At 75.1% G+C, this 21,845-nt stretch carries 15 protein-coding genes; 8 read left to right on the top strand and 7 right to left on the bottom strand.

Annotation, left to right across the window (positions count from 1 at the left end; translation table 11 throughout):
* Positions 1-99 precede the first annotated feature (99 nt).
* The 4 genes from ACWD4P_RS27875 to ACWD4P_RS27860 all read right to left on the bottom strand — a co-directional run bounded on the left by ACWD4P_RS27875 (position 100) and on the right by ACWD4P_RS27860 (position 4,279).
* Complete coding sequence (locus ACWD4P_RS27875) at positions 100-2,385, bottom strand: hypothetical protein (RefSeq protein ID WP_449781502.1); 2,286 nt, start codon at positions 2,383-2,385, stop codon at positions 100-102.
* Between the two features lie 120 nt (positions 2,386-2,505).
* Entirely contained in the window at positions 2,506-3,234 is a 729-nt protein-coding gene (locus ACWD4P_RS27870) for a hypothetical protein (RefSeq protein WP_449781501.1), read from the bottom strand.
* Positions 3,235-3,494: 260 nt separating this feature from the next.
* Positions 3,495-3,833 (bottom strand): hypothetical protein, encoded by a 339-nt coding sequence (locus ACWD4P_RS27865; protein WP_449781500.1) that lies wholly within the window; start codon positions 3,831-3,833, stop codon positions 3,495-3,497.
* Between the two features lie 140 nt (positions 3,834-3,973).
* Positions 3,974-4,279 carry a hypothetical protein gene (locus tag ACWD4P_RS27860; RefSeq protein WP_449781499.1) on the bottom strand — a complete coding sequence of 102 codons (306 nt, stop codon included), beginning with the start codon at positions 4,277-4,279 and terminating at the stop codon, positions 3,974-3,976.
* A gap of 224 nt (positions 4,280-4,503) precedes the next feature.
* Here ACWD4P_RS27860 and ACWD4P_RS27855 point away from each other — a divergent pair, with 224 nt between their 5' ends.
* Positions 4,504-7,542: an AfsR/SARP family transcriptional regulator gene (locus tag ACWD4P_RS27855; protein ID WP_449781498.1), complete on the top strand. Its 3,039-nt coding sequence runs from the start codon at positions 4,504-4,506 to the stop codon at positions 7,540-7,542.
* A 28-nt stretch (positions 7,543-7,570) separates the two neighbouring features.
* Here ACWD4P_RS27855 and ACWD4P_RS27850 read toward each other — a convergent pair whose 3' ends face one another.
* Positions 7,571-9,505, bottom strand: a complete 1,935-nt coding sequence (locus ACWD4P_RS27850; RefSeq protein ID WP_449781497.1) for a serine/threonine protein kinase — start codon at positions 9,503-9,505, stop codon at positions 7,571-7,573.
* 236 nt (positions 9,506-9,741) lie between these two features.
* The gene (locus tag ACWD4P_RS27845) at positions 9,742-13,614 is read right to left on the bottom strand and encodes a phosphodiester glycosidase family protein (protein WP_449781496.1); all 3,873 of its coding nucleotides are present in this window, start codon (positions 13,612-13,614) and stop codon (positions 9,742-9,744) included.
* A gap of 483 nt (positions 13,615-14,097) precedes the next feature.
* On the opposite strand from ACWD4P_RS27845, the gene ACWD4P_RS27840 reads away from it, so the two are divergent.
* The 3 genes from ACWD4P_RS27840 to ACWD4P_RS27830 all read left to right on the top strand — a co-directional run bounded on the left by ACWD4P_RS27840 (position 14,098) and on the right by ACWD4P_RS27830 (position 17,504).
* Complete coding sequence (locus ACWD4P_RS27840) at positions 14,098-15,060, top strand: quinone oxidoreductase family protein (RefSeq protein ID WP_359828797.1); 963 nt, start codon at positions 14,098-14,100, stop codon at positions 15,058-15,060.
* Positions 15,061-15,077: 17 nt separating this feature from the next.
* On the top strand, positions 15,078-15,665 hold the full coding sequence (locus tag ACWD4P_RS27835) for a TetR/AcrR family transcriptional regulator (protein ID WP_449781517.1): 588 nt from the start codon (positions 15,078-15,080) through the stop codon (positions 15,663-15,665).
* Between the two features lie 438 nt (positions 15,666-16,103).
* A complete protein-coding gene (locus ACWD4P_RS27830) occupies positions 16,104-17,504 on the top strand; it encodes an MFS transporter (RefSeq protein WP_449781495.1) in 1,401 nt (466 codons plus the stop codon).
* Positions 17,505-17,709: 205 nt separating this feature from the next.
* On the opposite strand, the gene ACWD4P_RS27825 is transcribed toward ACWD4P_RS27830, so the two are convergent.
* Entirely contained in the window at positions 17,710-18,144 is a 435-nt protein-coding gene (locus tag ACWD4P_RS27825; protein WP_449781494.1) for an NUDIX hydrolase, read from the bottom strand.
* Positions 18,145-18,295: 151 nt separating this feature from the next.
* Between ACWD4P_RS27825 and ACWD4P_RS27820 the strand changes: the two genes are divergently transcribed.
* From ACWD4P_RS27820 to ACWD4P_RS27805, 4 genes are all read left to right on the top strand, one after another.
* A complete protein-coding gene (locus tag ACWD4P_RS27820) occupies positions 18,296-19,399 on the top strand; it encodes an NADH:flavin oxidoreductase/NADH oxidase (protein WP_449781493.1) in 1,104 nt (367 codons plus the stop codon).
* 373 nt (positions 19,400-19,772) lie between these two features.
* Positions 19,773-20,201 (top strand): carboxymuconolactone decarboxylase family protein, encoded by a 429-nt coding sequence (locus ACWD4P_RS27815; RefSeq protein WP_359828807.1) that lies wholly within the window; start codon positions 19,773-19,775, stop codon positions 20,199-20,201.
* A gap of 618 nt (positions 20,202-20,819) precedes the next feature.
* Positions 20,820-21,080: a hypothetical protein gene (locus ACWD4P_RS27810; protein ID WP_359828803.1), complete on the top strand. Its 261-nt coding sequence runs from the start codon at positions 20,820-20,822 to the stop codon at positions 21,078-21,080.
* Between the two features lie 10 nt (positions 21,081-21,090).
* Positions 21,091-21,807 carry a helix-turn-helix domain-containing protein gene (locus tag ACWD4P_RS27805; RefSeq protein WP_359828805.1) on the top strand — a complete coding sequence of 239 codons (717 nt, stop codon included), beginning with the start codon at positions 21,091-21,093 and terminating at the stop codon, positions 21,805-21,807.
* Positions 21,808-21,845: the final 38 nt, after the last annotated feature.

The following is a 21,845-nucleotide window of genomic DNA, read 5'->3' as shown; positions in this document are numbered from 1 at the left end:
GGAGCCCGGAACGCCGAGGTGCCGGCAGGTCGGCCGCTCGGGGGCCCGGGAGGCGGACGGTTCCGGACAGCGGCGCGTGCTCGGCTCGGCGCGCGCCGGTCAGTCCTCGTCCTCCTCGGCGTCGCAGTCCGGCTGCTCGTCGCTCTGGATGTTGCGGCGCAGGTTCTCCATGTCGGTCTGCAGGCCGACGAGCGACTGGCCCAGGTCCTCGAAGTCGTCGGGCTCCAGCACGGGGGGCCAGCTCCCGGCGGTGCGGTCGACCTCCAGCAGGTCGTTCAGGGCCGCCCGGGCGCTGTCGATCCCGGCGCGCAGGGCGCGGCGGAGGTCGGCGGCACGTCGCCCGGGGGGCACCTCGGAGCCGGGGACGGTGAAGGACGCGTCGTCGGGCTTCGGTTCCTCCCGCCCCTGCGACGCCGGCGCCGGACCGTCCGCGGAGCCGTCGGAGTACCCGTGGTCGCCGAAGAGGGTGGCCGGCTCCGTCATGCGGACGTACGATCGCGCGACGTGGTCCCTGACCGCTGCCTCCGCCCGCTCCGGGTCGTGCGCGGCCACCACGTCCCACTCGAAGATCGGGACGGGGACGCCGTGGCCGTCGCGGGCGATCCGGTCCGGCCGGCCCGGATCCACCTTCAGGTGGACGTACGGGGCTTGCGACTCGTCGGGCACGACCCGTACGAGCTGCCGCACGGGCTTGGAGTTCTCCGGAAGCCCGTCCACGCGGAAGCGGTTCGCGGCCAGCGCGAGGATCCACAGCCCCGTCGCGTTGCCCGCGGTGGACAGCCCCTCGATGACCGCGTTGACGTCGGCCCGCAGCGGCACTCCGCCCTTCTCGCGCGGAGCCATCAGGGAGGAGCCGACGTTGCGGGTGAGCAGCTTGTCGGCTATCAGAGCGATCCCGCCGGCGACGGCGAGGGTGCAACGGGCGTCCGTGTCCCCCGCCCGTGCGGGCTCGACGAGGGTCGTGAAGTCGTCCGTGAGGACGGGGTCCCACTCGCCGAGGACGTCGCGCGTGAGCACGCCGCCGTTGGCCCAGGCGTTGCGTGCCTGCTTGGCGACGGCCTTCTTCGGGCTGCGCCACGGCAGGTCGACGATCGGGCCGAGGAGTTCGGCGAAGCCCCTGGTGCTCATGCGGGAGCCGCCCTTGATCGCCTTGGCCTGGTCCTTGAGCTGGCCGTAGAGCTCGGGCCTCGTCAGGGCGTGGACGAGCTGGATGCCGCGCCACAGCGCCGTACCGGGGAGACGGCTGTCGCCGTAGTGCCGGGGCATCTCCTCCGGCCGGATCCGGCCCACGGCGAGGCCGTAGACGACCTGCAGGGTCTCCCCGCCCATGCCGGTGTCGCCGAGCTGGATGACGCGTTTGAGGGCGCGGGTGGCGACCTCGACGTTCTGCGCGGCCGAGTCCCACGCCTTGAACTCGACGTGCACGCTGGCCAGCACGGAGCGCATGGCGTCGTCGAAGACGTCCTCGGGAGCGAGCAGGTGGCCGGGGTGGCCCTGGGCGCCGACCGCGATCTGCGCGGGCACCACGAGGGTCTGCGCGATGTGGATGCCGCGGTCCTCCAGGTCGTCGCCGACCCTGGCCTCCGCGAAGGCGGCGGCGAGCGAGGCCCGCCAGTCCCGGCGCGCGGCCGCGAGTCGCTCGCCGAGGCGCGGGCCGTTCGCGGCGGATTCCGCGGGCACCGTGCCGAAGAGCTGCTGCACCAGCAGGTCCGCGGTGTCGGCGGCGTCGGCGTCGGGCCCTGCCAGCACCGACCAGGCGCTGGCCAGGCGCGTGATCCCGTCGCGCACGACGAGCATGGTGAACGGCGCCGTTCCGTCCTCGAAGGCGAACTCGACCGGATGGACGATCAAGGGCCTGGTCACCTTGCGGGCCAGGATGGAGGACGCGTAGCTGTTGATGGCGAGCGTGCTGTGGACGGTCTGCCGGACGTGGTCCTTCAGGTGCTGGAGGTCGCGGTAGCGGTAGCGCACGACGGCGCACGGCCCGCCGTCCTCGGTCGTGCCCGAGACCTGCGGGTCCGCGGTGTCCATCACCTCCATCCCGGTGCGGGGCTGGATGCCCGGCAGCAGTTCGCTCAGCCAGACCCGGGTGTTGAGGTTGCGCAGCGTCGCGCCTTCGACGTGCTCCTCCAGCAGCAGGCCGGTGGGTTCCTGCTCGGTCGGCCGCAGCATGCCGGCCACCGCCTCCGGGTTGGTCACCGCGCCGGCCACCGCCTCCCAGGCGGATTCCGGCAGGCGGGCGAGCGGATTGGCCGTCCCGGAGGCGACGACCTCGGCTTGGGAGGACTTCACGGGTTCGGTCGGCAGCCTCAACTCGACGCTGGAGACGACGACTTGCTCTCGTTTCCAGAGGATCGCCTTGGAGAGGCGGTCGAATGCGGACATGAATCCTCCGAGCTGAAGGGGATGAAGCGGAATGTGTGGAACACTGTCTTCTGCGGTTCTGGCCCGACGATTCGGAGCACCAGGTCCGCCCCGGGCCCCGGCTGATCGCCGGGGCCCGGCCTATTGGCGAAGCCGTCCGAGGTCCACCAGCGCGTCGGCCTGCGGGAAGGCTTCAGGGAACCAGTCCCACATGAATTCGCGCGCTGGATCGCGCACGAGCGACTGGAATCCCGCGTGGGCGACGAAGTCGGCCGCCTGGAGCAGGTGCCTGAGCCTGGCCGGCACCAGGAGCGGTTCCCCGATGACGTGACGACGGTCGCGCGGCAGGTCGTGGTGCGCGGCCTTGAGCCGCTTCTCGGTCCCGTTGCCGTCCATGACGACCTCGCAGGTGCTGTCGGCCGATGCGTGGCGGTCGTTGAGCTGTTCGACGAGCGCCCCGTAGACGGCCTCGCGGCTGGCCCGGCGGCTGTAGACGACGCTGACCCCGATGCCGGGCACGTCGGCCAGCACCTGCAGCCCGCGTCGGACGACGCCCGCGGCTTCCTCCTTCTGGCGCCTGGTGGGAGCGAGCCCCGGGGTGTGGTGCAGCAGGCCGCCCCGACCGGCGACGAGGTCGACCGCGTGCAGGTAGGTGCCGGGCTGGAAGACGAGGTGCGGGTTCCCCGCGAGTTCCTCGAGGAACCGCGTCCACGCGGCCTCGGTCGTCAGCTCTCCGCCGGTCTGAGGTACACGAATCAATCCGAACAGCGTTATATCTGAATTACCGGAGTCATCGATGAAGTAGACGCTGTCCGGCAAGGGCAGTGGGGGCAGGGGAAACCCGGGGAAGACGTTCTCCTTCGTCGTCATTGCGATGGACATGCACTGAACTCCGGTTGCGCCGCGGCTTCAACGAGAAAACTCCCGAGGCCCGCCCCGAACTCCACCCTTCGGAAGAATGAGGGTGGTTCGAATGGCATGCCCCACTGCGCAGCCCCCCGGGACCGGCGCGCCGACGGTGGACCGCCGAGTGCCTGGAGACTCTAGCGGCCATCCGAGTCACACTCGTGGCACGATGCCCCCGCTGAACACAATTGATCGGAAGTGGGCGACATCAGGCCATCCATCCGCTAGGTGAGCTGATGCCGGGCCTGGGGAAAGTGATCGAAGATGTTCGGAATCGCCGGGGTTCCCAACCTCTCCATCATGGCGACGGCCGAGGCGATCAACACCGCCTCACCGATGGGGCTCTGCTTGTGGACAACGAAGACGTACTCGTTCTCCGACGTCGGCAGCCGCCTCGGCACGGTGATCAGGTCCAACTCCTCCAGGGCCGCCGAGATCCTCTCGCACAGCTCCACACTCAGCCGGGCGCGCTCCGGGGCCGCGTAGCGCTTGATGAACCGCATGGAGAGGCGCTTGACCCCGTGGTCGACTTCCACGGCATGGGCGATAACAGTGAAGTCCATAATTCAGTAACTAACTCAGTTATTCCGTGACCGTCAAGCCGCCGACACGGCAGGGCTGTTCGGCGAGGCGACGTCCGGCCGCACCACGGCGCCCAGGAGTCGGCCCCGCCGAGACGGGGCCGACTCCTGGGCCCGGCGGGTCAGTTGTCGTTGTTGACCTTGGTGTAGGCGGTGCTGTAGCCGGTCGGACAGTAGAGGGTGTCGCTGCCGTTGCCCATGTGCCAGGAGCCGATGACCGTCGTCTGGACGCCCTTGACGTTGTCGTTGTTGCAGACCAGCACCAGCTGCCAGTGATTCTTGGTGGCGGTGGTCTGGCAGCTCACCGAGCCCCAGTTCGTCCCCTGGGTGGTGCTGCAGTACGAGGTCGCCGAGGCGCTCGGCGCCGCCATCACCCCGGCGGCCACCAGCAGTGCCGCACCGGTCCCCAGAGCAGCGATTCGACGCATGGCCAACTCCCTTGTCGCGTTATGGACAACCTGTGCGGTCAGCATGCCGAAGACGTGAACGGATGTATCCACCGGCGGCACGACTGGCCGAAACCGGCCGTTCCGCTCGCCGGGCGCGGCGGGCGGCCCGGGCCCGCGGCGGCGGCCGCCCTGAGCAGGGGCGATGCGGTCGGTAAAATGCCCGCCCGGGGGAATCGCGGGTGTGGGCGGAGGGGGAACGGCCGGTGGGTGGTTTACGGTTCGCGGTGCTGGGGCCGCTGCGGGGGTGGCGGGACGGCGGTGAGCTCGCGCTGGGCTCGCCACAGCAGCGGAGCCTGCTGCTCGCCCTGCTGTTGAGGGCCAACCACCCCGTGTCGATCGGCCAGCTCGTCGACGACCTGTGGGGCGAGGAGCCGCCCGCCAAGCCCTCCGCCGTGATCCGCACGTACGTCCACCGGCTGCGCCGCGTCCTCGGGGCGGCCGCGCCGACCACGCTCAGCGGCGGCTACCTGCTCGCCGTGGACCCGGGCGGGCTGGACACCCACCGGGCCGAGGAACTCGTCGGCGAGGCACGGGAGTTGCGCGCCGCCGGGGAGCACGACCGGGCCGCCGCCGTGCTCCGGTCGGCACTGGCGCTGTGGCAGGGCGAGCCGATGACCGGCCTGCCCGGCCCGTACGCGGAGCGGCAGCGCGGCGAATGGGCCGAACGGCGGGTGACCGTCCTGGAGGCGTGCCTGGAGGCCGAGGTCGAGGCCGGGCCGTCCGGCGAGGCCGTCGCCGAGCTGACCGCCGTCGTGGCCGAACACCCGCTCCGGGAACGGTTCTCCGAGCTGCTGATGCTCGCCCTCTACCGCACCGGCCGGCAGGCCGAGGCCCTGGGCGTGTACCGCGCGACGGACCGGCGGCTGGCCACGCAGCTCGGCGTGTGCGCCGGGCCCGGCCTGCGCGAGCTGCAGCGCCGGATCCTGGCGGCCGACGCGACCCTCGTGCCGCCCGTACCGCCCGCGCCGCTCCGGCCCTCCGCCGCCGTCTCCGCCGTGGCCCGGCCGCCGTACCGGGACCGGACGCCGCGGCCGGGGGCGGTGCGGCCGACCCAGGTCCCGGCCGACCTCGCCGACTTCACCGGCCGCCAGGCCCAGACCGACGCGCTGCGGGCCGTCCTGCTGGCCCCCCACACCGTGCCGGTGGCGGCCGTGTCGGGCCTGGCCGGCGTGGGCAAGACGGCGCTGGCCGTGCACGTCGCGCACGGGCTGGCCGCGGACTTCCCCGACGGCCAGCTCTACCTCGACCTGCACGGGGCCGACGGCCGCCCGACCCGGCCCCAGGAGGCGCTGGCCGCCTGCCTGCGCTCCCTCGGCGTGCCGGCCGACGGGCTGGCCCCCGGGGTCGCCGAACGCTCCGCCCAGTTCCGCTCGCTGCTCGGCGACCGGCGGGTGCTGGTGGTCCTCGACAACGCCCGGGACGCCGAGCAGATCAGGCCGCTGCTGCCCGGCCGGCCCGGCAGCGCGGTGCTCGTCACCAGCCGGGCCAGGCTCGGTTCGCTGCCCAACGCGCACGTCGTGGAACTGACGGCCTTCGCCCCGCAGGAGGCCCTGGGCCTGCTCGGCCAGGTGATCGGCGAGCAGCGGCTGCGGGCCGAGGCGGACACGGCCGCGGAGCTCGTACGGCTCTGCGGCCACCTGCCGCTGGCGGTGCGCATCCTCGCCGCCCGCCTGGCCTGCCGGCCGGGCTGGGGCATGGACCGGCTGCTCGACAAGCTGTCCGGCAACCGCCGGCGGCTGGACGTGCTGCGCGCCGGGGACCTCGCCGTCGAGTCGGCGTTCCGCTTCGGCTACGACCAGCTGACGGCCGAACAGGCGCGCGCGTTCCGGCTGTTGGCGGTGCCGGAGGTGCCCGCCCTGACGCCGGGCGCGGTCGCGGCGGTGCTCGGACTGCCGGAGCACGAGGCCGAGGAACTGGCCGAGTCCCTGGTCGACTGCTCGATGCTGGAGACGGCGCCGCCGGACCGCTACCGGTACCACGACCTACTGCGCGCCTTCGCGCTGCGACTCGCCCCGGGACCGGGCCCGGGCGCGGGGGCAGGCGCGGGGGCAGGCGCGGACGGCGCGGCGGCGGACGGCGCGGCGGCGCACGGCGCGGCGGCGGACGGCGACGAGGAGCCGGCCGCCGTCCTGACCCGCCTGATGATCCGCCACCACGCCGAGGCCGCGGCGGCGTTGGGCCACGGCGCCGCCCGGGCCGCCCTGTCCACCACCGGCGCCCACTCCCCCGCGCCGGCCGCGCACGACCCCGTCGACTACCAGGGTGTCGGCGCGCTGGTCGGCCAGTACGCCGCCCTGCCCGCGCCGCCCCGGCTCGACCTGGCGGCCGAACTGCTGCTCGGCTGCGGCCTGTCGAGCGAGACCGGCCAGGCCACCCGGCCGCTCGGCCACGCCGCCAAGGTGCTGCTGGAGGCCGCCGTCCGGGAGGGCGACCGGACGGCCGAGGTCCGGGCCAGGCTGGTGCTCGGACGGCTGCTGACCGAGGTCGGCTCCGAACCCGCGGCCCTCGCCGAGCTGTTCAGGGCCCGCGAGCTGTGCGCCGCCCACGGGCTGCCGGGGCCGCTGCTCGCCCTGGCCCACGCCTCGCTGGCCGCCCTGTTCGTCCAGGTCGGCCGGCCGGGCGACGCGCTGGAGGGCTTCACCGCGGCGATCTCGGTCTGGGAGCGGCTGGGCGACCGGCGCTCGGTGGCGGCCGAACTGCTCAACCTGGCGGGCGCGTTCACCGAGCTCGGGCGCCACGACGCGGCGGTGCGGGTCGTCGACCAGTCCCTGCTGATCTGCCACCGGCTCGCCGACCACGGCCTCCAGGCCCTCGCCCTGGACTCCCTGGGGACGATCGCCCACGACCGCGGCGAGTTCGAGCAGGCGCTGCGCCACCACCGCAACGCCCTGTCCCTGCTGCGGCCGGACGACCGGCGCCGCACCGGCCGCACCCTGCTGCGGCTGACCGAGTCGCTGCGCGCCCTGGGGCGCGGCGAGGAGGCGGTGGCCGCGGCCGGGCGGGCGGTGGAGGTGCTGACCCTGGACGGCGACCGCCGGGGGCGGGGGCTGGCCCTGGCGGCGCTCGGCGACGCGCTCGCCGACGGCGGCAACGAGGACACCGCCCGGGCGTGCCGCGCGGAGGCCTACGACATCCTGGCCTCCATCGGCTCCCCCGAGGCGGGCCGGCTGCGCGGGCTGATCGGCCCCGGCGGGCCCGCCGTACGGCCCCGCCGGCAGTGGCCGTCCTGGCTGCCGGCCTGAGCCGCCGGACGGGGGCCCGTTCGGCGGCTCAGGAGAACGTCCACACCTGGTTCTGGGCGCCCGAGCAGTTCGCCACGTGGGTGCTCACGCCGATCCCCTCGGAGGTCAGGCACAGCTGGGTGGCGACGTTGGAGATCCGGTAGCCGCCCAGGACCGGCGCGATGGCCCAGACCTGGTTCCAGTCGGCGGGCGGGCTCGACCAGATCTGCACCAGCCCGGACTTGCGGTCCTGGTCCAGCGCCTTGGTGTAGTTGCTGGAGGCGTTGCGCAGGTAGTACATCCCCTCGACGACCTTGTCCAGCCGCCACTGCTGCGCCGCCGTCCCGTTGACGAAGTAGGTGCCGACCATGTTCCCGTCCTTGTCCTCGGACTGGTAGTTGTCCAACGCGCCGTTGGCGCCCGCGATCTGCGCCACGGCGGGCAGCTGCGGCCGCGGCGGCGCCGTGGGCGGCACGGAGGACGTCGGCGTCCCGGTCGCGGTCGCGGTCCCGGTGGGCGTGGCCGGCTCGGCGGTGGCGGGCCGGTCCGGGGCGGCGGGGCTCTGCGCGGGCGGGGCGGGGCTCCGGCCGGCCTCGGTCGCGGCCGGCGGCGGGGCCGGGCTCTGCCCGGGGACGGCGGGGGCCGGGAGGGCGGCGGGCGGGGCGGCGGAGAGCAGCGCGGCGAGCGCCTCGGGCCCGGCGGCGGGGGCGGGGCTCTGCCCCGGTGCGGCCGCCGGCGCCGGGGCCGGCGGCCGGGCGCCCGGGCCGCCGGCGGCCACCAGCGGTGCCGGGCCCGCCACCGCGGGGGCGGGGGCGGGTTCGGCGGCGGTGCCGCGCGGTGTGCCGTCCCGCCCGGGCCGGACCAGCGTGGCCCCGGGGGCCCCGGCCACGCAGAGCAGTGTCAGCGCCGCCAGTGCGGCCAGCGCCCGCGGGCGGTGGCGCCGGCCCCTCGGGCGGGCCCGCGGTGCGCGTACGGCGGCTCCCGGTGCGGGTGCGGCTCCCGTCGTGCGTACGGCTCCCGGTGCGGGTACGGCTCCCGTCGTGCGTACAGCTCCGGGTATGCGTGCGGCTCCCGGTATGCGCCCGGTGGCCGGCCACGGCCCGTCCGGAGCCGGCGCGCCCTCGTCCCCGGCGAGGACGCGCCGCACCGCCGCCGCCATCGCCGCCGCGTCGGGCCAGCGCTCGCCGGGCTCCTTGGCCATCGCCCGCCCGACCAGCGCCCCCACCGGCGCGGGCACGGACCCGGGCAGCGGCGGCACGGGCTCCGTCAGGTGTTTGAGGATCACTTCGAGGGCGGTCTCCCCCTCGTACGGGAGGCGGCCGGCGAGGCATTCGTAGAGGACCACGCCGAGCGCGTAGAGGTCCGCCGAGGCGGTGACCGTCCCGCTGGAGGCCTGTTCGGGCGCCTGGTAGGCGGCGGTGCCCAGGACCATCCCGGGGACGGTCAGCCGGGCGTCGCAGGCGGGGCGGGCGATGCCGAAGTCGGCGATCACCGTCCGGTCGTCGCGGACCATCAGATTGGCCGGTTTGATGTCCCGGTGGACGATCCCGGAGGCGTGCGCGGCCTCCAGCGCCTCCAGCACCTGGAGGGCCAGGGCCAGCGCCTCCGCCACCGGCAGTGCGCCGCGCCGCTCCAGCACCGCGCTCAGCGGGCGGCCGTCGATCAGCTCCATGACCAGGTAGCCGACCGGGCGCCGCCCGGCGGCGGAGGCGGAAGCGGAGACGGAGGAGGCGGGGCCGGGGCCGGCGTCGTGCCCGTAGTCGTACACGCCGACGATGCCCGGGTGCCGCAGCTGGGCCATGACCCGGGCCTCGGCGTGGAAGCGCTCGGCGAAGCCGGGCTCGTCCAGCAGGGCGGGCTTCACCACCTTGACCGCGACCCGGCGGCCGAGGACCTCGTCCTCGGCGAGCCACACGTCGCCCATCGACCCGCCGCCCAGCCAGTCCACCAGCCGGTAACGGTCGGCGAGCACGGTGCCGCGCATGCTTCTCCCTGAATCGACGAATTCCGAGCCCCGGGACCGGAGCCGGTCCGGGGACCGGCCCGCCCCCTGGCGGCGCGCCCTGGTCCGGGGCGCGCCGCGAAGATCATGACACCGGAGGGACGACGACTGACGTCCCATCATAGAAATGACGCCACGCCCCGGACACCACCGCCCGGCCCCACGGCGCAGGCCCGGACCGTGGACGGTCCGGGCCTGCGGTCATTGCTCAGAGTTCGTCACATTTTGGCGCACTGGCCCGACTTGGGGCCGTTCACGGTGTTGGCGAGGCCGCCGTCGACCGGGGCCGGGGTGTTGCCGGAGCAGTCCAGCGGCCCGCGCACGGTGGTGCCGGCCAGCAGGGTGGTGCCCTGGTTGAGGGCGAGGTGCAGCGGCCCGGAGACGGCGGTGCGCAGGACCGCCGTGCCGCCGGTGGTGCCGCTGACGGCGACCGGGCCGTGGACAGTGGTGTCGGCCAGCAGCAGGGTGCGCGCGCCGCGGGCGGAGAGCGGGCCGTTGACGGTGGAGTCGACGGCGACCAGGGCCGCGCCGGGCTGCACCAGGACGGGGCCGTCGATGCTCGCGCCCTGGAGGCAGGTGACGCCCGAGGTGACGGCGAGCGAGGAGTGCTTCCCGCGCACGGTGGTGGTGCAGGCGGGCGCCGCGCCGACGGTGAGCGGCTGTTCGGCCTTCACTCCGCCGACGGTGACGCTCAGCGTCCCGCTGCCGGGGCGCAGCCCGGTCAGGGCGCCGGTGGCCGGGTCGTAGGCGGCGACGGCGGTGCGCGGGGCGCCGGCGGCGGCGCCGATGTGGACGCCGGTGCCGCCCCACTGGGCGGTGACGGGCCAGGCGACGGGCACGGTGCGCTCGCCGTCCTGGGTGAAGGTGGCGGTGACGGGGGCGGTTTCGAGCAGGCCGAGGGCGGTGGGGGCCTTGAGGTCGACGGTGTCGGCGCGGGCGCGGACCTCGGCGCGCAGCCAGGCGGAGGCGTCGTCGTCGGTCTTGTAGGGGTCGGTGACGCGGCCGGCGGCGGGGGTGACGCCGAGCATCGTCCAGCCGGTGAAGCCGCCGCGGTCGGGTTCGGAGGCGGGGCCCTTGCCGGAGTTGCCGTTGATCAGGTGCGGGACGCCGTCGATGCTCTGGGCGTGGAAGGCGCCGACGTGGCCGGTGACCATGGCGGCGGACTTGCCGCCGGTGCGGAAGTCGGCGAGCCACTGTTCGACGAGGGCGGCCTCCTTGCGGTCGGCGAGTTGGCTGCCCTGGTCGGGCAGCGGGTCGCGGGTGGGGTGGTGTTCGAAGAGCAGCAGGCCGGTGATGTCGGGGTCGCGGGCGGCGCCGTCCAGGGCGGTGCGCAGGGTGGCGATCTGGTCGAAGCCGCTGCCGCGCAGGGTGCCGAGCGAGCTGTTCAGGGTGACGAAGCGGGTGCCCTTGACGTCGAAGACCTGGGTGGTGTCGCCGAAGGCGGCCCTGAAGTTGTCGATGGTGCCGGGGCCCATGACCTCGTGGTTGCCGGGCACGTAGTGCCAGGGGATGCTGTGGCCGGTGAGCTGGTCGAACTCGTCGAGGAGCGTGCGGGCGAGGGCGAAGTCGGCGGGGGCGGCCTCGTCGACGAAGTCGCCGTCGATGACGAGCAGTTCGGGCTTGGCGGCGGCGATGTCGCGCAGGGTGCGGCGGGCGGCCCGGACGATGTCGCTGTCGGGGCTGCGGGCGATGAACTGGGCGTCGGACATGACGGCGACGCGCAGCGGGCGGTCGTCGACGGTGCCGTGGGTGAGCACGACGGGGTCGGTGACCTTGGGCCGGACGGGCAGTTCGACGTCGGGGGCGACCTTGACCCGCAGGTCGGCGAGGGTGAGGGCGCCGGTGTAGGAGCGGGCGGCGCTGGTCTCCATCAGGCGGAAGCGCTGGAAGGTGAGCGGGTACTGCACGCCCGCCGGGATGGGGAACTCGACCTTGCGCCAGCCGGTCCAGGTGACCATCGGGGCGTCGAGGTTGGCGGTGACGCCGGCGGCGGTGCGGTACTGGACGCGCGGCCAGGCACCGTTGCCGTCGCCCTCGATCCACATGCTGACGGAGCGGGGCTGGCCGGGCAGCACGATGCCCTCGGGGGCGATGGCGTACTGGCCGCGGGTGCCGGTGGAGTGGGTGAAGTCGTAGGCCAGGCGCAGGCCGTGGGCACCGTCGGGGCCGGGGGCGGGGGCCACCGAGCCGCCGGGGGCGCGGTCGTTGCCGGACTTCCAGGCGGCGGCGTCGGAGAGGTCGGCGAAGGGCTTCTCGGTCATGCCGACGGTGACGGCGACGGCGCTCTTCAGGGTGCCGACGGTCAGTTCGAGGGTGGCCGACCGGCCGTCGGCCAGGGCCTTGAGGGCGATGGTGCCGTCGGGAGCGGCGCTCGCCTCGACGACGCCCTCGCCGCCGGTGACCTTGACGTCGGCGGCCTCGACGGGCGCGGTGTGGCCGAGCGCGTCGTGGCCGGTGACGGTCAGGCGGGCGGTGGCGCCGGCGCCGTCGAGGGCGATCGGCTCGTCGCCGGCGGTGATGCGCGCCGCCGGGCCGAGCACGGTCAGCGGCAGCACGGCTTTCCGGGCGCCCTGGGCGGTGACGGCGACCTCGGCGGGTCCGGAGGCGCGGCCGGTGACGACGGCGTCCAGGCCGCGGCCCTCGACGGCGACCCGCTCGCCGGTGGCGGTGGACCAGGCGGTGGCGGGCACCTGGGCGGTGACGGCGCCGTAGGCCTCGTCGTGGGGCAGGGCGCGTACGGTGCGGTGCAGGCCGGGGAAGAGGCGGGTGGCGGTGTCCGCGGGCTCGGCCGGGCGCAGCCGGAAGCCCCGGGCCTGGCCGGAGCCGGGGGTGGAGAACAGTCCGAGGCCGTTGGCGACGGCGCGTTCGCCGCCGTTGTCGGAGGGGCTGCTGACGGTGCCGGCCTGCTGGGCGCCGGGCAGGCGGGCGGCCATCGCGGCGGAGCCGCCGCCGTCCATGTTGAGGGCGTTGTGGGCGCCCATGTCGCGCATCAGGACGGCGAGGTCGGGCAGGTTGATGCCGGGGCTGTCGGCCTGGCGGCCGTCGATGGTGACGAGGTACATGCGCCGGTTGTCGGCGGAGAAGCCGACGGCGGTGCGGGCGTTGGGCTCGTTGCCGTCGTTCTCGCCGGAGCGCTGGGCGACGCCGTCGGCGACCAGGACCTGGTAGCCGCCGACCGCGACGGCGACCTCGCCGAAGGAGGCGCGCGGGCGGTAGCCGACGCTGACCCGGTCGCCGGGCCTGAGGTCGCGCAGGGCGCGGGCGCCGGCCTCGCGGCCGACCAGGACGGTGGTGCCCTCGGGGACGGCGGCGCCGAGGCGGTCGCGCACGGCGGTGACCTGGCCGTCGCGCAGTTCGACCTCGACGGCCTCGGCGGAGTCGCCCGCGACGTGGGCGCGGGTGGCGTTGCCCCAGGCGGGGGTGAACACGCCGACGCCGTCGGTGGGCAGGCCGTAGGTGTTGACGCCGCTGAGCGCCAGCTCGCGGCCGCCGGGCAGGCCCGCGTGGCCCTCCAGGAAGACCTGGGCCATGCGGGCCAGGCCGTCGGTGCCGACGGTGACGGCCTGGTTCCAGCCCTCGACGGGGGCCTGGACCAGGCCGTCCTTGCGGGAGACGCCGACGCCCAGGGGGGCCTCGGAGGCGTTCATGTCGAAGTAGTCGCCGTTGATCGCGGCGACGGCGCCGGCGCCGCGGGCCATGCCGGTGACGGTCTCGCGGGTGGTCACCCGGCCGGAGGACAGGTAGTCGACGCTCAGGCCCTCGGTGGCCAGGTCGGCGACGAGGACCTTGCCGCGGATCCAGCCGGCGCCGCCGAGGCGGTCGAAGGAGGTCATGGTCAGGCCGGGGGCGATGGGGGTGACCTCGCGGCGGGTGACCACCGACTCCCCGGGGCGGTCCAGGACCAGGCCGGGGTCGGCGGACTCCTTCACGGGGGCGGGGGCGGGGGCGGCCCAGGCGGGGGCGGCGAGGCCGGTCAGGCCGGCGGCCAGCGCGGTGGCCAGGGCGAGCGCGCCCAGGGCGCGGCGGCCGCGGGTGCGGGTGGTCCGTGCGGTGCGGGTGGTCCGTGCGGTGCGGGCGGGTGGGGGTGGCATGCGGGGCTCTCCTCGTACGGCGGCGGGCTCGGGCGGCTCCGGCGGCGTGCGGGGCGCCGGATTCGTCGTTCGCCTGCGGACGGTGCGGCCCGGGGGCGTGTCCTCCCAGGTCGGGGGCAGCCAACCGTGCACGGACGACCTCCAGTCCACGGGCCGGTGAACCGGCCCGCTCGGCGCCGCGAACAGGAGGCGGGGAGCGGCGGGCGGATCCGGGAGGAAGGCTGACGTACCGCCAGGAAGGGGACGGGGGTCCGCCCCCGACGGCCCGTCCCCGACCGCGTCCGCCCCGTCCCCGGCGGCCGGGCAACTGCCCCGTCCCGGCGTGGATTTCTGGACTTGTGGGTCCATTTTCGGCTGCCTACCGTGCTGTTCGTCCCTCCCGAACGAGCCCGTACGAGCCCGAACGGGCCCGTACGAGTCCGAACGGGCCCGTACAAGTCCGTACGGAAGCCCGTACGGGCCCGTACAGAAAGGTGTCAGCCCATGCACGCGATCCGGATCGAGGAGCACGGCGGCCCCGGGGTCATGCGCTGGACCGAGCTGCCGGATCCGGTGCCCGGCCCCGGCGAGGTGCTGGTGCGCCTGGGCGCCGCCGGGGTCAACTACATGGACGTCGGCGCCCGCGCCGAGGGCGGCCCGGGCTGGGCGGCGCCGGTGGTCCTGGGCGCCGAGGGCATGGGCCACGTCGCCGCCCTCGGCCCGGGGGCGGGCGGTTTCGCCGTCGGCGACCGGGTGGCCTGGTTCTACCACCCGGGCAGCTATGCCGAGTTGCTCGCCGTCCCGGCCGCCTCGCTGGTCAAGGTGCCCGACGGGCTGCCGGACGAGGTCGCGGGCGGCCTGCTGATGCAGGGTCTGACGGCGAGCCACCTGAGCACCGAGACCTACCCGGTCGGCCCGGGCGACACCGCGGTGGTGCACGCGGCGGCGGGCGGGGTCGGCCGGCTGCTCACCCAGTTGGTCAAGGCGCGCGGCGGCACCGTGATCGGCCTGGTCTCCCGCGAGGAGAAGGCCCCGGTCGCGCGGGAGGCCGGCGCCGACCACGTGCTGGTCCACTCCGGCGGCGGCTTCGAGGAGCGGATCAGGGAGCTGACCGGCGGGCGCGGGGCCGACGTCGTCTACGACGGCGGCGGCGCCGACACCTTCGTCTCCTCCCAGCTGGCCCTGCGCCCGCACGGGGTGCACGCCTACTACGGCCCCTTCATGGGCGTGCCCGAGCTGCGGCCCACCGACCTGCCGAACAGCATCCTGCTGACCTACCCGGTGGTGCAGCACCACGTCCCCACCCGCGAGGCGCTGGTGCGGCGCACCGGCGAGCTGTTCGACCTCGTCCTGGCGGGCCGGCTCACCCCGCGGATCACCGGCCGCTACCCGCTGGCCGAGGCGGCCCGGGCGCACGCGGACCTGGAGTCCCGGCGCACCACCGGCAAGCTGGTGCTGCTGCCGTGACCGCGCCGAGGGAGCACGTGCCGCCGACCCGCAAGGGCGCCGCGACCCGGCGGCGCATCGTCGAGGGCGCCGCCCGGGAGATCCGCGAGGCGGGCGTGTTCGCGCTGCGGCTGGAGGACGTGATGGCCCGCACCGCCACCAGCAAGAGCCAGCTCTTCCACTACTTCCCCGGCGGGAAGGACGAACTGCTGCTGGCCGTGGCCCGCTTCGAGGCGGCCCGGGTCCTCGACGACCAGCAGCCCGAGCTCGGCGCCCTCACCTCCCGGGAGGCCTGGCTGCGGTGGCGCGACAAGGTCCTGGCCCGCTACCGCGCCCAGGGCGTCGGCTGCCCGCTGCACGTGGCGCTGTCCCAGCTGGGCACGGCCACCGGCGCGGGCCGGACGGTGGCCGCCGAGCTGCTGGCGCGGTGGCGGCGCCAACTCGCCGCGGGCATCCGCCACCTGCAGGGCGCCGGCGCGGCCCCCGCCCACCTGGACGCCGAGCGGGAGGCCGCGGCGCTGCTGGCCGGGATCCAGGGCGGGGTGCTGATCCTCCTGACCACCGGCTCCGCCGACCACCTGGAGGCGGCGCTGGACTCGGGCCTGGCCCGGCTCGGACTGGGCTGACACCGCCCCGACCCCGTGCCCCCCGTGACGCCCCGGCGGCACGCTCCGGGTCACGCAGCGGGGTCGTTCCCGTACGGACGGGCACCGCCCCGGTGTGGAATGGGCCACAGTTCCAGGGCTGTTGGGGTCTTCGAGTGAAAAGGGTCACCCCTCGGGCAGGTTCCCGGCGCGCGCCGGCGCCCGCCCCCGGGCTCCCCGCGGCGGGACTGGGCGGGCGGCGGTCCGGCACGGGCGAAGGGCCTGTCCGCTTCGGGACCTTGGTCGCGAATCCCCCCGACCTTCGACCCGGTGGCGGCCCCGCGGAGCCGGGGCAACCGTGGACGGTCGCCCGTTGTGACCGGGCGATGGCGCCGTCCGAGGTGGACGGCGCCTTCCCCTGCCGTCTACCCGGCGCACGGTGCGCAGTGCGCGCCGTACGCTCCGGAGGACCCCAAGCACATGTCCCAGACCATCGACAACGCCCCGTATACCGCGTTCCACCGCAGGCTGGCCCTGGCCTGTTCCGGCGGACCCCTGCTCGACGGATACATCCTGAGCATCGTCGGCGTCGCCCTGATCGGGATGCGCCCGGACCTCGGGCTGTCCACCGCCGAGGTCAGCCTGATCGGCGCCGCCGCCCTGGTCGGCATGTTCGTCGGCGGCGCGCTCTTCGGCGTGCTGACCGACAAGATCGGCCGGGAGGTGATGTACACCGCCGACCTGCTCGTGATGGTCGCCTGCTCGGTGCTCTCCTTCTGGGTGGACGCGGTGTGGGCGATCGCCGTGCTGCGCTTCGTGCTCGGCATGGCCGTGGCCGCCGACTACCCCATCGCCACCTCGCTGCTCGCCGAGTGGACGCCCACCAAGCACCGCGGCCGCCTGCTCGGCAAGCAGATCATCGCCTGGTACGCCGGATCCGTCCTCGCCTACGTGGTGGGCTACCTGTTCCTGGAACTGGCCGGACCGGGCAGCTGGCGGTGGATGCTCGCGAGTTCCACGGTGCTGTGCGTGGTGTTCCTGGTCATCCGGCGCGGCTCCCCCGAGTCGCCGCGCTGGCTGGCCGCCAACGGGCGGGTCGGGGACGCGGTGCGCGTGGTCGAGAAGCACCTGGGCGTACGCGTGGACGGCCGGGAACTGATGCCCGACCCCGCCGAGCGCAGCGGCCCCACCGGCCTGCGCCTGCTGATGACCCAGCCCTACCGACGCCGCACCCTGTTCTGCGGACTGTTCTTCCTGTGTCAGGTCGGCCCGCTGTTCGCGATGCTCACCTTCGGCCCGCAGATCCTCTCCTCCTTCGGCATGCCCGGCGGCACCGTGATGGAGACCCTCGGCACCGGCCTGATCAGTCTGGTCTTCCTGCTCGGCTGCTACCCGGCGCTGCGCCTGATCGACAGCCGCGGCCGGCGGCCCGTCATCATCTGGTCCTTCGCGCTGATGACCGTCCCGCTGGCGCTGCTGGGCGTGTGGCCCACCGCCCCGGCCGCCGTCGCGCTGCTGGCGCTGTGCGCGTACGCCTTCCTGTGCGGCGGGCCCAACGTGCTCGACTGGACGTACCCCAACGAGCTGTTCCCGACCGAGATCCGGGCCACCGCCGTGGGCGTCGCCACCTCGGTCAGCCGGATCGGCGCGGCCGTCGGCACCTACCTGCTGCCGCTGTCGCTGACCGGGCTGGGCACCGGCCCGACGATGCTGATCGCGGCCGGCACCACGGCCGTCGGCCTGCTGGTCTGCGTCCGGTGGGCCGAGGAGACCCGCGGCACCGCGCTCGGCGCCTCCCCCGCCGCCTCCGCCTCCGCCGGGGCGCCGCGCTCCGCGCGCGGCGCCGTCCCGGCCCAGCGCGTTCCGCAGACGGTGCGCTGACGGTGCGCTGACGACTCACCGGCGACTCGCCGGCGGCGGTCCCTCCGCCCACGGCTCGGCCCCCGCCCGTCCGGGCGTCCCGTTTCCACGGGGCGTGCGGACGGGCGGGGGCCGTCGCGGCTCCCGGGCCCGGCCTTCTTCCATGGCTTCCGGGCCCGGCTCCCCGTCGCGGCTTCCGGGCGCGGTTTCCGGGCGCGGCTTCCGGTCAGGCCAGGTCGCCGCGTTCGCGCAGCAGCGGCAGGAGGTGGTCGCGGACGGCCGGGGCCAGGCGCAGGGTGTCGTCGCGGCCGTCGGTCCAGCGCAGGTCGGCGAGTTCGGCGGCGGGGACGGGCTCGCGGTCCAGGGTGGCGGTGAAGACGGTCATCAGCATGGGCACGCCCTCGAGGGCGGCGGTGGCGCGGATGTCGGTGAGGTGGCGGGGGTCGACCGGGGCCGCGCCGAGCTCCTCGCCCAGCTCGCGGGCCAGCGCCCGGAGGGCGTCCTCGCCGGGGTCGGGCTTGCCGCCGGGGAGGTAGAAGACGTCGGGGGCGGCCCGCTTGCTGACGACCAGGAGCCGGCCGTCCCGGATGATCGCGGCGGCGGCGACGGCGAGGGGGGCGGGAGCGGAGTCGGGGCTGTCGGTGGCGGCAGAGTCGATCATGGAACGGATTGTCGCAGGTGGGGGGCGCGCCGGAGGGATACCCCCCCTTGCAGGTCTCTGCGCACGCAACTATTGTTTGCGAATATAGATGCAGCTGCAAAAGTTGCATGCCCGCCCCTTCGTCCGGTCGCCGACCCACCGGGAGTCCGACATGAGCACCTCTCTCTTCGCCCCGTTCACCCTGCGCTCCCTGACCGTCCCCAACCGGATCTGGATGCCGGCGATGTGCCAGTACAGCGCAGCCCCGGACGGGGACGCGGCCGGCGTCCCGACCGACTGGCACTTCACCCACCTCGCGGCCCGCGCCGCCGGCGGCACCGGGCTGATCATCACGGAAGCCACCGCGGTCAGCCCCGAGGGACGCATCTCCCCGTACGACCTCGGCATCTGGAACGACGAGCAGGCCGCGGCCTTCCGCCGGATCACCGACTTCCTGAAGAGCCAGGGCACCGTCCCCGCGATCCAACTCGCCCACGCCGGCCGCAAGGCCTCCACCGAGCGCACCTGGGTCGACCGCGGACGCCCCGTCACCCCGGACGAGGAACACGGCTGGACCCCGCTCGCCCCCAGCGCCGAGGCCTTCTCCCCCGCCCACACCACGCCGGACGAGCTGACCGAGGAGCAGATCGGCGACATCGTGCGGCAGTTCGCCGACGCCGCCCGGCGCGCGCTCGCCGCCGGCTTCCAGGTCGCCGAGGTCCACGGCGCCCACGGCTACCTGATCCACCAGTTCCTCTCCCCCGCGTCCAACCACCGCACCGACGGCTACGGCGGCTCCTTCGAGGGGCGCGTCCGCTTCGCGCTGGAGGTCGTCGACACCATCCGCTCGGTGTGGCCCGAGGACCTGCCGGTCTTCTTCCGCGTCTCCGCGACCGACTGGATCACCGAGAACCCGCAGGACGGCCGCGAGGGGTGGACCTCCCAGGACACCGTCCGCCTCGCCAAGGAACTCCAGGCCCACGGCGTCGACCTGCTCGACGTCTCCACCGGCGGCGTCGTCCCCGACGCCCGCATCGAGGCCGCGCCCGGCTTCCAGGTGCCCTTCGCCGAGGCCGTGCGCCGGGAGACCGACCTGCCGGTGGCGGCCGTCGGCCTGATCACCGACCCGGCGCAGGCCCAGGCCCTCCTCACCGAGGGCCGCGCCGACGCCGTCCTGATCGGCCGCGAGCTGCTGCGCAACCCCTACTGGGCCCGCCACGCCGCCACCACCCTCGGCGGCGAAGTCCCCACCCCCGTCCAGTACCACCGCACCTGAGCCCGGCAAGCCCACGGAGCGGGAAGTCGGCCCCGCCGACTTCCCGCTCCACGGGGGTTCTCCGTGGCGGGCGACAGCTGTCTCCTTCTCCCCCGGGTCCTTGCCCGTGCGGCCCGGACCGTGGCTCACCGGCCGCCCGCGGACGGCGTTCCGACCCGGGGTCACCCCCTCGGGTGACTCGGCCACAGGAAATCTTTCGGCTCCGGTAGGGCGCGGTGATGCCATCTCAGGGGGTCTTGGCCGCAAATCTTCCTGTAAGGGCGGGTCAGCATGTCGACTTGAGGTGGAGCGCACTCGAAGTCCTACGGTTCTGCTGGTCGCCGCCGCCGGTGGCCGGGGGCCGGGAGACGGAAGAGGAGCAGCGCAGATGAGCATGTCCGCGAACGAGGCCGAGGTCCGCCGGGAGCGTTTCACGCACGGGTTGGAGGTGCTCGACCGGATCGACGGCGAGGTCGGGCGGCGGGTGGTGGACGCGCTGGGTGACGTGAGCCCCGAGCTCGGGCACCAGGTGGTCGCCTGGGGCTTCGGGGAGATCTACAGCCGTCCCGGGCTGGCGCCGCGCGAGCGGCAGTTGGTCACCCTGGGCATGCTCACCGCGCTCGGCGGGTGCGAGCCGCAACTGGAGGTCCACGTCAACGCCTCGCTGAACGTCGGGCTCACCCCGCAGGAGATCGTCGAGGCGCTGCTGCACTCCGCCGCCTACTGCGGCTTCCCGAAGGCCCTGAACGCCACCTTCGTCGCCAAGAAGGTGTTCGGCGAGCGCGGCCTCCTGCCGGTCACGGCGGACCGGCCCGCGGACTGACCGGCCATCGGGCCGACCGGCAGTCGGCCCGCCGGCCCGGCCCGGTGTCCCGCACCGGTGTCCCGCCCCGGTGCGGCGGTCAGGTATGGCGGTCAGGTATGGCGGTCAGGTGTGGCGGCGCCGCACCTGACCCGCCTGGCCCGCCCCGCTGGAACAGGGCGGGCCGGATCCCCCGGGTGGTGTCGAGTGGCAGCGGCCGGGGAGACCGCGAACCTGAGGCATCGGACCCGTGCCTGTGCCGGGCCGGGCCCGGGCGCCCCCGGCTCCTGGCCCGGGGCGGGGCCTGTGCGGGTCGTTCACCCCGCCGATGTCCACAGAGGATGGCGTTCTTCGCTCCGCCGCGGCAAGCCCGAAAGGGCGCGCGGGATCGGACGCTGCGGCCCACCGGGGCCCGGGAATACGGGCGGGCAGGGGTGTGAGCTGCGGTTCTCCCCCGACCCCTTCTCGACTTCGAGTGGGACAAAGCGAGAAACCGGGGCGTAAAGCGTTGGACCGTCCCCGCGGCACCCGGCGACCCTGTGCGTGGGTGTCCGTCCCGCCCGGCTCTGGAAGGCCGGGCGGGCGCGAGGACCCCGGTGTCGAGTGGCAGCAACCGCAACCCAGCGAAGCGGAGACCGCATGGAACAGCAGCACACCCCGGCCGCGCACCCGGCGTGCGTCGAGACCCGGCGGGCCCGGGAGATCCGGACGGCCCCCGGCGTCCCTGGGCCGGTCCCGGCCACGGTGCTCGTGGTCGTCGTCCTCCTCCTCACCACCGCCCTGACCGGCTCCGGCACCCCCGCCCGCACCGCCGTCGCCACCCTGGCCACCGGCGGACTGCTCGGCATAGAGCTGGTCCGCCGCCTGGCCGAGGCGCTCACCGTCCGCCGGGCCCGCTAGGCGGCGGCCGGTGGGGCGCCTGAACAGCGCCCTGGCTGAACGGGACAAGGAGGTCCGGACGCTCGCGCGGTGGCTGCGCGGGCTGCGCGAGCGCTCCGGCCTCACCTACAGCCAGATGGCGCGCAAGACCGCCGAACTCGCCCAGCCCGTCTCCCTCGCGACCCTCTCCCGCGCGGACGAGGGCCGCACGGTGCCGACCTGGCCGGCCACCGAGGCCTACGTCCGGGCCTGCGGCGGCTCGGTGCGCACCGCCGAGCGGCTGTGGCTGCGCGCCGACGCCCACCGTCCCGGGCGGCGCAGGGGCAAGCCCGTACCGGTCGCACCGGGCGGGGCGGGCCCGAGCCGGGCCCTGCCGTACGTGACGGAGCGCTCCGAACTGCTCGTCGCCATGCGGCGGCTGAGGCTGCGCGCCGGGAGCCCGTCCCTGCGCGAACTGGAGACGCGCGCGGCGCGGGGCGGCCCGGTGAGCCATCTGCCGCGCAGCACCCTGCACGGGGTGCTCGCCGGTCAGCGGGGCTGCACCGAGCGGGTCCTCGTCGAGTTCGTCCGGGCCTGCGGGGTGGGTCCGGCAGAGGAGGCCGAGTGGGTCACGGCCCTGCGCCGCACCGGCGCGGCGCCGCCCCCACCCCCCGACCTCCACCGCCGACTCACCGAAGCCAGAGCCGAGATCCAGCGCCTGCGCCACGCCCTCACCACCCGGCCCGCCCCTACGGAGAGGAGCCGATGAGCACGGCCGCGCGAGAAGTCGGCCGGTCCGACTTCTCG

Source organism: Kitasatospora sp. NPDC002543 (genome assembly GCF_053594915.1).
Note: the sequence above shows the minus strand (reverse complement) of the source record. Positions and strands in the feature narration are given on the sequence as shown.

Excerpts from the sequence above, each read along its gene's own strand:
- ACWD4P_RS27875 (WP_449781502.1), bottom strand. The coding sequence starts at position 2,385 with ATGTCCGCATTCGACCGCCTCTCCAAGGCGATCCTCTGGAAACGAGAG.
- ACWD4P_RS27870 (WP_449781501.1), bottom strand. The coding sequence starts at position 3,234 with ATGACGACGAAGGAGAACGTCTTCCCCGGGTTTCCCCTGCCCCCACTG.
- ACWD4P_RS27865 (WP_449781500.1), bottom strand. The coding sequence starts at position 3,833 with ATGGACTTCACTGTTATCGCCCATGCCGTGGAAGTCGACCACGGGGTC.
- ACWD4P_RS27860 (WP_449781499.1), bottom strand. The coding sequence starts at position 4,279 with ATGCGTCGAATCGCTGCTCTGGGGACCGGTGCGGCACTGCTGGTGGCC.
- ACWD4P_RS27850 (WP_449781497.1), bottom strand. The coding sequence starts at position 9,505 with ATGCGCGGCACCGTGCTCGCCGACCGTTACCGGCTGGTGGACTGGCTG.
- ACWD4P_RS27845 (WP_449781496.1), bottom strand. The coding sequence starts at position 13,614 with ATGCCACCCCCACCCGCCCGCACCGCACGGACCACCCGCACCGCACGG.
- ACWD4P_RS27840 (WP_359828797.1), top strand. The coding sequence starts at position 14,098 with ATGCACGCGATCCGGATCGAGGAGCACGGCGGCCCCGGGGTCATGCGC.
- ACWD4P_RS27830 (WP_449781495.1), top strand. The coding sequence starts at position 16,104 with ATGTCCCAGACCATCGACAACGCCCCGTATACCGCGTTCCACCGCAGG.
- ACWD4P_RS27825 (WP_449781494.1), bottom strand. The coding sequence starts at position 18,144 with ATGATCGACTCTGCCGCCACCGACAGCCCCGACTCCGCTCCCGCCCCC.
- ACWD4P_RS27820 (WP_449781493.1), top strand. The coding sequence starts at position 18,296 with ATGAGCACCTCTCTCTTCGCCCCGTTCACCCTGCGCTCCCTGACCGTC.
- ACWD4P_RS27815 (WP_359828807.1), top strand. The coding sequence starts at position 19,773 with ATGTCCGCGAACGAGGCCGAGGTCCGCCGGGAGCGTTTCACGCACGGG.
- ACWD4P_RS27810 (WP_359828803.1), top strand. The coding sequence starts at position 20,820 with ATGGAACAGCAGCACACCCCGGCCGCGCACCCGGCGTGCGTCGAGACC.